This window comes from Serratia odorifera (assembly GCF_041448735.1).
GTDB classification, from domain to species: Bacteria; Pseudomonadota; Gammaproteobacteria; order Enterobacterales; family Enterobacteriaceae; genus Serratia_F; species Serratia_F odorifera.
Genome location: NZ_JBGMUT010000007.1, coordinates 209949 through 218737, shown reverse-complemented (window position 1 = coordinate 218737; position 8789 = coordinate 209949). Strand labels below are relative to the sequence as shown.

Sequence of the window (8789 nt, the reverse complement as noted above, 5' to 3'; positions counted from 1 at the left end):
GGCATTGCCGATTACTGGTACAAATACGTCGGGCTGAACGGCGCGGTGGTGGGCATGACCAGCTTCGGCGAATCGGCACCGGCCGAGCAGCTGTTCAAGACGTTCGGTTTCACCGTCGACAACGTGGTGGCGAAGGCCAGGGCGTTGTTGAAGTAACCGCCAGGCGGGCGAGCAGACTCGCCCCGCGTGATGGAAAACCCGGCTACGTGCCGGGTTTTTTTATGCCAATAGGCGATTGATCTGCAGATACTGCAACAGCATGATGGTCTTGCCGTCCTTGATGCGCCCATCGGTAATCATCGCCACCGCCTGGTCAAACGGCAACTCCACCACTTCAATATCTTCGTCTTCCACCCCACCGCCACCGGTATGGCGTTGGCTATCGTCATATTCGGCAATAAAGAAATGGATCAGCTCGGTGACGCCGCCCGGCGACATATAGGCTTCAAATATCTTCTTCACCTCGCCAACCTGAAAGCCGGTTTCTTCTATCGCTTCCCGACGTGCGCACTGTTCCGGCGCATCGCCGTCCAGCAGCCCGGCACAGGCCTCCAGCAGCATACCGCTTTGGTTGCCGTTGACGTAGGTTGGCATCCTGAATTGGTTGGTCAGTACCACCGTGCCCTTGTCCCGGTTGTACAGCAGGATGGTAGCGCCGTTGCCGCGGTCATAGACTTCGCGCATCTGACGGACAAAACCACCATTTTTACGTTCTAAATCAAAAGTATATTTATTGAGCACGTACCAGTTGTCGGACAGTAGCTCTTTGTTCACATTCTCGATTTTCGCAGACATTGACCCTTTTCCGTTTCGTGATGCATCTGACCTGTTGCTCAATAGCAAAACGCAGCCGCAGTCAATTTGCAATAAAAAACCCGCCGGCCTGGCGGCACGGCGGGATCATCAGACGCCGATGGGATTCAGAAACCGTTGGCTACGTCGCGCATATCCGGCAGCTTGTGGGCAATGCCTTTATGGCAGTCAATGCAGGTCTTGCCTTCGGTAATCGCCTTGTCATGCATTTTTGCCGCCACGGTTTTCTGTGCGGTGAAATCCATATAGTCGAAGTTATGACAGTTACGACATTCCTGCGAATCGTTGGCCTTCATGCGCGCCCATTCGTTGGTGGCCATCGCCAGACGGTGGTTTTCAAACTTCTGCGGCGTGTCGATCAAACCAAACGCCTTGGCGTACAACTCCTTGCTGGCCTTGAGCTTACGCAGCATTTTAGGCCCCCACTCGTGCGGTACATGGCAATCAGGACAGGTGGCACGCACCCCGCTACGATTGTTGTAGTGCACCGTCTCCATATATTCCTCGTAGACGTTTTCACGCATTTCATGGCAGCTGATGCAAAACTGTTCGGTATTTGCCGCTTCCATGCCGGTGTTGAAACCGCCCCAGAAGATAATCCCGGCGACAAAGCCCAGCAGCAGTAAGGTACCGAGCGCCAAGCGGCTCGGACGACGCCACCAGCGCCACAAACGGCGAATCGGCCCCGGTTTTTTCTCTGTGTGTTGTTCAGCCATCGTTTCCCCGCTTACTTGCCGAAGCCCGGCATAGGCTCAAAGGTGTTACCGACAATCGGTGCCGCATCGGTTTGCGGAACATGGCATTGCAGGCAGAAATAACGACGTGGCGCGACGTTGCCGCGCACCTTGCCGTCGCTGTCCATAAAGTGCGTCGGGCTGATGCGCGGCGCGCCGGTGGTACGATAATGCTCAACGCCGTGGCATTGCAGACAACGGTTGGTATTCTTGCTGACCTGGTAACCGTCGATGCTGTGCGGGATCATTGGCGGCTGATTGACGTAGTTCAGCGCCATCCGTTCCTGCTGCTTCGGCATGTTGATTTGGCCTTCGGCGGTAGCGGCAACCTCCGGCGACTGGCTGAGATCGACATTATCGGCGGCAAACGCAACGCCGGCGATAACCAGTGACGTCAGCGCAGCCCACAAGGACAACCGCTTTCTCAGGACATTGCTTTTCATTTTTTGGCTCCCGAAGAATGGAATTGGGTGTTGATTTCAAATACGTTTTCTGCGCAGACGTCGATGCAACGCCCGCAGGCAATACAGGCGTCGCTGGCCACCTGTGGCGTGCCCTTTTGTATCAATAGCGGCTCGCGCAGGATTTGTGGCTCTGGGCAAACGTGGAAGCAGTCCATACAGCGAGTACAGTTTTCACGCCCGCTGGCGCTGACGCGCAGCACACCCTGGCTGCCGATGACGCCGTACAGCGCGCCCATCGGACAGAGGTGGCCGCACCAGCCGTGCTCAACCACCAGCAGGTCAAACAGGAACAGCGCCAACAGCAGCCAAATGCCGGCGCCGAACGCCGCCGACAGCCCGGCGAGCCAACCGGCTGCCTGGGGTGATGCGCCCTGGATCAGTCCGCGCCCCATCAGCGCTACCGGGTTGATCCATTCCCACAGCAGCGTGCCGCTGACTGCGCTGCCCGCCAACACCGCCAGCAAAATGCCGTAGCGCAGATTACGCGGCAGGTTGGCCGATTGACGCAGCCCCAGACGCCGTCGCAACCAGGCGGCCAGATCGGTTAGCGGATTGACTGGACAGACCCAGCCGCAAAACACCCGGTTACCGATCAGGCCATAGACCAGCACCACCGCCGCCCCCACCCAGGCCAGCCAGGCGGGCCAGTTGCCGGCCAACAGGCTTTGCAGCAGCATCAGCGGATCGGTCAACGGCACGGTGTCCAGCAGCAGACTGGCGCTGTAATTGCCGCGCAGGATCCAGACGCCCCACAGCGGGCCGGATAGAAACATCAGCAGAATCAGCAGTTGGCTGCTGCGGCGCAGTAGCAAAAACCGCTGACTGCGCCACCAGCCATGGCGTCGACGCGCTTCGCGCCCGGCCTCTGCCACAGGGTTGGCCATTATTGCGCCTCCTTGATGCCACGCGCCGGCAACTGCCCGTCGGTCGGCACCAACGCCTGACCGGCACGCTGTTTTTCACGCCAGCCCCAGCGATAGTGCTCACCCAACTGACCGCGCGCCAACGACAGGGGCAGTACCTTGATAGCCGCCTGCTCCAACACGCATGCCTGTTCGCACTTGCCGCAGCCGGTACAGGCGTCGCTGTGCACCGTGGGTAAAAACAGCGCGTGCTTGCCGGTGCGCGGGTTGCGCTGCATCTCCAGCGTTATCGCCTGGTCGATTTGCGGACAAACCCGATAGCACACTTCACAGCGCAAACCCTGCCAGTTCAGGCAGTTTTCGTGGTCGAGCAACACCGCCAGCCCCATACGGGCGTGGTCGATATCCGTCAGCGCCGGATCGAGCGCGCCGCTCGGGCATGCCAACACGCAGGGAATGTCCTCGCACATTTCGCACGGCACGTCGCGCGCGACAAAATACGGCGTACCGGCCGCCCGTGGCGACAACAGCGTCGCCAGTTTCAGCGTGTGATACGGACAGGCCTGCACGCATTGGCCGCAGCGAATGCAGGCGCTGTCGAATGCCCCATCGGCCAGCGCCCCCGGCGGACGCAAGGCCAAACCGTCCCGTGCCTGCGACTGTTTCTGCTGCAACCCCAGCACCAGCGCAATCCCGGCCAAGCCGGCTGCGCTGCGGGCGGCATCGCGCAGAAAGCGCCGCCGCGCCGGGGTTTTGTCTCGTTGCTGGCTCATCGCCGGCTCCTACACCTTCACCAGCTTGACCGCGCATTTTTTAAAGTCGGTCTCCTTCGACAGCGGATCGGTAGCGTCGAGAGTCAGATTGTTCACTAACTGGGCGGCGTCAAAGAACGGCATGTACACCAGCCCCTTTGGCGGACGGTTACGGCCACGCGTTTCGACGATGCTCACCACTTCGCCACGGCGCGACAGCACCTTTACCTTATCCCCACGGCGCAAATTGCGACTCTTGGCGTCCAGCGGATGAATGAACAGCACCGCTTCCGGGAATGCGCGATGCAGTTCAGGCACTCGACGCGTCATCGATCCGGTGTGCCAATGCTCCAGCACCCGGCCGGTAGACAGCCACAGATCGTATTCCCGATCCGGGCTCTCCGCCGCTGGCTCATACGGCAAGGCAAAAATCACCGCCTTACCGTCCGGCTTGCCGTAAAAACGCACCGACTCGCCGGTCTTGACGTACGGATCGGTGCCTTCACGGTAACGCCACAGGGTTTCTTTGCCGTCGACCACCGGCCAACGCAGGCCGCGCGCCTGATGGTACATATCGAAGGCCGCCAGATCGTGGCCGTGTCCGCGGCCAAAGTCGGCGTACTCTTCAAACAGGCCTTTCTGGATGTAGAAGCCGACCGCACGCGCTTCGTCGTTCAGCTGATCCTGCGAGATCTCCGCCAGTTTGAACCGGTTGACCACCCCATTGGCAAACAGCACGTCATACAAGGTTTTGCCGCGATATTGCGGTTTCTGCGCCAGTAACGCTTCCGGCCAGACTTCTTCCAGTTGGAAGCGTTTGGCAAACTCCACCATCTGCCACAGATCGGATTTTGCTTCTCCCGGCGCGGTTACCTGCTGACGCCAGAATTGCGTGCGGCGTTCGGCATTGCCGTAAGCGCCCTCTTTTTCGACCCACATGGCGGTGGGCAGGATCAAATCCGCCGCCAGTGCGCTGACCGTCGGATACGGATCGGACACCACCACAAAATTGCGCGCATCGCGCCAGCCCGGCATACGATCCTGATTGATGTTCGGCCCGGCCTGCATATTGTTGTTGCACATCACCCAGTAGGCGTTGAGCGTGCCATCTTTCAGCGCGCGATCCTGCGCTACCGCATGCAGTCCAACCTTGGCCGGGATGGTGCCGGCGGGCAATTGCCATTTTTGTTCGGCGATCTGGCGATGCTTTTCATTGGTGACCACCATATCGGCCGGCAGGCGGTGGGCAAAAGTGCCAACCTCACGCGCGGTACCGCACGCGGACGGCTGGCCGGTCAGCGAGAACGGCCCGCAACCCGGTCGGGAAATCTTGCCGGTCAGCAAGTGCAGGTTGTAACACAGGTTATTGGCCCACACGCCGCGGGTATGCTGGTTGAACCCCATGGTCCAGTAGGAAACCACCTTGATGTCAGGATCGGCGTACAGTCTGGCCAGCGCTTCCAACTGGTCTGGTGCCACGCCGCTCAGTTCCGCGGTTTTTTCCAGCGTGTACTCGGCGACAAACGCCTTGTAGTCCTCGAAGCTCATCGGCTCAGAGGCATCGCTGCCAGGGTTTTTGGCAGCTTTTTCCAGTGGATGGGTCGGGCGCAGGCCATAGCCGATGTCGGTGGCGCCCTTGCGAATGTTGACGTGCTGCTTGAGGAATGTCTGATCGACCGCATCGTGCTGGATAATATAGTTGGCGATATAGTTCATGATCGCCAGATCGGTCTGCGGCGTGAACACCATGGCGTTGTCCGCCAGTTCGAAACTGCGGTGCTCAAAGGTCGACAACACCGACACGTTGACCTTGTCATTGCTCAAACGGCGATTAGTGATGCGCGACCACAGGATCGGGTGCATCTCCGCCATATTGGATCCCCACAGCACGAAGGCGTCGGCCTGCTCGATATCGTCGTAGCAGCCCATCGGTTCATCCATGCCAAAGGTGCGCATAAAGCCCACCACCGCCGACGCCATGCAGTGACGCGCATTCGGATCGAGGTTGTTGGAGCGCAAGCCCGCCTTGAACAACTTGGCGGCGGCGTAGCCCTCCCAGATGGTCCATTGGCCGGAACCGAACATGCCGACCGCCTCCGGGCCTTTTTCCTGCAAGGCGGCCTTGAACTTTTCGGCCATGATATCGAAGGCACGATCCCAACCGATCGGCGTGAACTCGCCTTCTTTATGGTACTGACCATTTTTCATGCGCAGCATCGGTTGCGTCAGGCGATCCTTGCCGTACATGATTTTTGGCAGGAAATACCCCTTGATGCAGTTCAAACCACGGTTGACCGGCGCATCCGGATCGCCCTGCGAGGCAACGATACGGCCATTCTGCGTACCGACCAGCACGCCGCAGCCGGTACCGCAGAAGCGGCATGGTGCCTTGTCCCATTTGATCTCTTCCGTGCTGCCAACCACGGCTTGCGCTACCGTCGGTATGGTCAGCCCGGCCGCCGCTGCGGCTGCCGCTGCCGCGTTGGCCTTCATAAAGTCTCGACGACTGAGTTTCATGGCGTTACCTCACCTTGCTCATCTTGCTGGTGATACACCAGCGACACCGCCAGCACGCCGTCCAGATTGCGCACCGACTCGATTTTTTCCAGCAGCGCATTGGAGTGCGCGGCCTGCAATACCACCACCAGCTTGCCCTGTGCCCGGTCCTGCGCCGGAATTTCGCTATCCGGGATCGCCAGCAGCCTGGGCAACAGCTGTGGGAATTTTTCCGGCCGGGCCTGTACGACCAGCCCGCTGACGTGCCATTGGTTATTCATGGTGTTCACTCCGGGTTAAGCTGATTGCGGCCGTTGGGCAGCCTGCAACGCAGGCGCCACAGCCGTTGCAGGCGATAGCGTTTAGCGTGGGATGGGCCACGCCGCCCAGGCGCGGCCGAAAGCGAATCGCCCGCGGTTCACAGCTGTCCTGACAGCTGCGGCACTCCACTCCACGCAAGGCCAGACAGCCGGCATCAACCACGGCGTGCAGCCGCCACGGGGGGGTATTGAGCGGATGAAACAGCGCGGCGTCGCACGCGCTGGCGCAATCGCCGCAGAAGGTGCATTCCGCCAGGGTGAAGTCAATTTCCGGGTACCCGCCGCTGCCGACACGCAGCACGCCGGTCTCACAGGCGTTGATGCACGCCTGGCAACGGCTGCAACCGGCGATAAAACGAGATTCAGCCAGCGACCACGGAGGACGGATCGCCGTTGAGGGGTGACGCCATTGTCCACTGAGCAGTTTGCGCCGCGACAATTCGGCCATGCTATTTATCCTTGACATTGCTGTGTGCAAATCCAATGGCGATTTAATCGCCTTTTTGTTGTTTTAATCGGTCTTTCACCGCTGTGGGCACAGCTAAAATAGGTCGTAACCTTAGGAGTAGATAATCACCCTAAAGGGGTAAATAGGTAGGTTCTTTGCGCTAGGTCAAGCAAGGACTAAATAAAAATTATCAATTACTTAGCGACCAGAAAGCAGTTAATAAACGCTTCAGGCCGCTTTGCTGTGGTCAATACGTGAACATTATTCCACTGCCGTAAGGCGCTCCCTTCCTTCGCCATCTCCCACAGTAGCGGTGATCGACATTCGTTCCGCATTGCAGGCCGTGACGCCTATACGGGTGTGTGTACCTGCTGGTTGGATCTGGAGTTTGGAAAGAAGAAAAAGGTCACCCGATCTGCGGTGTCACGGCCCGTACCCGCACCAGTCGCCGCCTCAGGGAAATGACGATACGCCAATATCATCAGTGTCAGAATTTCGAATGCAGCATCACATTTACGACGCTGAACAGCGTTGAAAAACTGGTAACGAAGCGCGGCTCGCGCGAAGAAGAGTTACCGCCCGACTTTATCCTGCAAGACGCCTTCCCAACCTCCCACTATGGACGTGACCAGCCCAACCTGCCATTGTAAAAAAGAAGCCCCATTTACTATCACGGGGCTACGAATTTCCATCAATTGCTAAGGATGTCATTTAAGCCAGCAATAAGTCCCGGGAAGTAGCTCTGATCGATGAGCATTCCCCCTTGCATAGTCCACAGAGTTAGCATGCTGGGGCAAACTTTGAAGTTGAAACCTATGGCATCAACATCTGCAGCCTGGGTAATTTCACAACTAAAATTCGGGACACGTGGAGAGTATATAATTTGCTTTGGGGTTTTCCCTTGGGATATAGATTGATAGAAATGCTCTAACCGATCGCGCAGCGTCATGATATCGAATAGTGTCAATTCGCATTCGCATTGCAAACTCATGCCAGAGCCTTGCACTTCCAGCCAGCAGATGATCAAGTCCTGATCTCTGTCTTCAATATCTTCCAATCTTTCAACGAACGTGAACCTGAATAGGGACTCGCCTGCTTTTATCTCAAACATAATCACTTTTCTCAGAGAAAGTTGTCATAATGAAAATGCGTGATGGTCCAATCCTTTTCTCTGACCAAAACATGCAGTTTATAACGCGTGCGTACATATTGAATCTGATTACCCACTGTGCGTTTTACTAATCTGCTCATTTCGGCGCGGTAAACAAACTGACCTGCAACACCTTGGGGATCGGCACTCCTCACGCCATATCGGATGGCTTTTTCCTGAATTTGCAAAGGCACATAACGTCCCGGATCCCGCATTCGTTGAGCGACCCTTTCCGTAACCTTAAGGTTACGAGCCGAAAGCCCTATTTTTAGACGCCCGCGCAGAAAACTCATCGTTGCATTGCTGAGCTTTACAGAGACCGCGGCACGTGTACCCACCTCAAACAGTGTCCGCCCCGTGCGAAGTATGCGGAACACGCCAAACGCTAGCAGTGCAAAATCGGTAGGGTCGATGAGCGGACTTTCTAAAGGAGCTTCTTCCAGGCGAACAAACGTGCCATCAGCGTCATAAATTCGCCACAAGCCGGGCGCCTGGGTAACAGAGTAGCCAATACACATACCCGTTTGGTCATCTAGAATCGGTTGGGAATTTAGCGGACGATTACGCGGTGCAAACTCAAAATAATCACCTTCGGGAAGCCGTGACTGGAAGGTGTAAAATTTGCCGATCTCGTCCGGGCTTGGAAGATAAATTCCTGCCACCGTGTTACTCCATTAGACTCCTGGGAAAGGGGTATTTATAAGTCATTCCATCCCTACTGACCAGCGTAGCAAAAAGCCCTGCATAAC

General features: G+C 57.4%; 12 protein-coding genes. 2 read left to right on the top strand and 10 right to left on the bottom strand.

The features are described 5' to 3' along the window. A partial coding sequence (locus ACCC84_RS17695; RefSeq protein WP_443096497.1) for a transketolase-like TK C-terminal-containing protein occupies positions 1-156 on the top strand: 156 nt, incomplete at its 5' end. A 63-nt stretch (positions 157-219) separates the two neighbouring features. On the opposite strand, the gene nudK is transcribed toward ACCC84_RS17695, so the two are convergent. The 8 genes from nudK to napF all read right to left on the bottom strand — a co-directional run bounded on the left by nudK (position 220) and on the right by napF (position 6890). After that, positions 220-795, bottom strand: a complete 576-nt coding sequence (gene nudK, locus ACCC84_RS17690; RefSeq protein ID WP_004960046.1) for a GDP-mannose pyrophosphatase NudK — start codon at positions 793-795, stop codon at positions 220-222. Between the two features lie 125 nt (positions 796-920). After that, the gene (napC, locus tag ACCC84_RS17685) at positions 921-1529 is read right to left on the bottom strand and encodes a cytochrome c-type protein NapC (RefSeq protein WP_198773650.1); all 609 of its coding nucleotides are present in this window, start codon (positions 1527-1529) and stop codon (positions 921-923) included. A gap of 11 nt (positions 1530-1540) precedes the next feature. Beyond that, complete coding sequence (napB, locus tag ACCC84_RS17680; protein ID WP_004960041.1) at positions 1541-1990, bottom strand: nitrate reductase cytochrome c-type subunit; 450 nt, start codon at positions 1988-1990, stop codon at positions 1541-1543. After that, complete coding sequence (napH, locus tag ACCC84_RS17675; protein ID WP_004960038.1) at positions 1987-2895, bottom strand: quinol dehydrogenase ferredoxin subunit NapH; 909 nt, start codon at positions 2893-2895, stop codon at positions 1987-1989. The genes napB and napH overlap by 4 nt, the downstream gene beginning before the upstream one ends. Next, entirely contained in the window at positions 2895-3647 is a 753-nt protein-coding gene (gene napG / locus ACCC84_RS17670; RefSeq protein ID WP_004960036.1) for a ferredoxin-type protein NapG, read from the bottom strand. The genes napH and napG overlap by 1 nt, the downstream gene beginning before the upstream one ends. 9 nt (positions 3648-3656) lie before the next feature. Continuing rightward, the gene (napA, locus tag ACCC84_RS17665) at positions 3657-6143 is read right to left on the bottom strand and encodes a nitrate reductase catalytic subunit NapA (RefSeq protein ID WP_371902135.1); all 2487 of its coding nucleotides are present in this window, start codon (positions 6141-6143) and stop codon (positions 3657-3659) included. Continuing rightward, positions 6140-6403, bottom strand: a complete 264-nt coding sequence (napD, locus tag ACCC84_RS17660; RefSeq protein ID WP_039991853.1) for a chaperone NapD — start codon at positions 6401-6403, stop codon at positions 6140-6142. The genes napA and napD overlap by 4 nt, the downstream gene beginning before the upstream one ends. Beyond that, a complete protein-coding gene (gene napF, locus ACCC84_RS17655; RefSeq protein ID WP_273870362.1) occupies positions 6396-6890 on the bottom strand; it encodes a ferredoxin-type protein NapF in 495 nt (164 codons plus the stop codon). The genes napD and napF overlap by 8 nt, the downstream gene beginning before the upstream one ends. Positions 6891-7261: 371 nt before the next feature. On the opposite strand from napF, the gene ACCC84_RS17650 reads away from it, so the two are divergent. Beyond that, positions 7262-7540 carry an Ogr/Delta-like zinc finger protein gene (locus ACCC84_RS17650; protein WP_503827462.1) on the top strand — a complete coding sequence of 93 codons (279 nt, stop codon included), beginning with the start codon at positions 7262-7264 and terminating at the stop codon, positions 7538-7540. A gap of 41 nt (positions 7541-7581) precedes the next feature. Here ACCC84_RS17650 and ACCC84_RS17645 read toward each other — a convergent pair whose 3' ends face one another. Together ACCC84_RS17645 and ACCC84_RS17640 are read right to left on the bottom strand one after the other, a co-directional pair. Further along, the gene (locus tag ACCC84_RS17645; RefSeq protein ID WP_371902133.1) at positions 7582-8001 is read right to left on the bottom strand and encodes a WapI family immunity protein; all 420 of its coding nucleotides are present in this window, start codon (positions 7999-8001) and stop codon (positions 7582-7584) included. An 11-nt stretch (positions 8002-8012) separates the two neighbouring features. Beyond that, the gene (locus ACCC84_RS17640; protein WP_371902132.1) at positions 8013-8702 is read right to left on the bottom strand and encodes a hypothetical protein; all 690 of its coding nucleotides are present in this window, start codon (positions 8700-8702) and stop codon (positions 8013-8015) included. Positions 8703-8789: the final 87 nt, after the last annotated feature.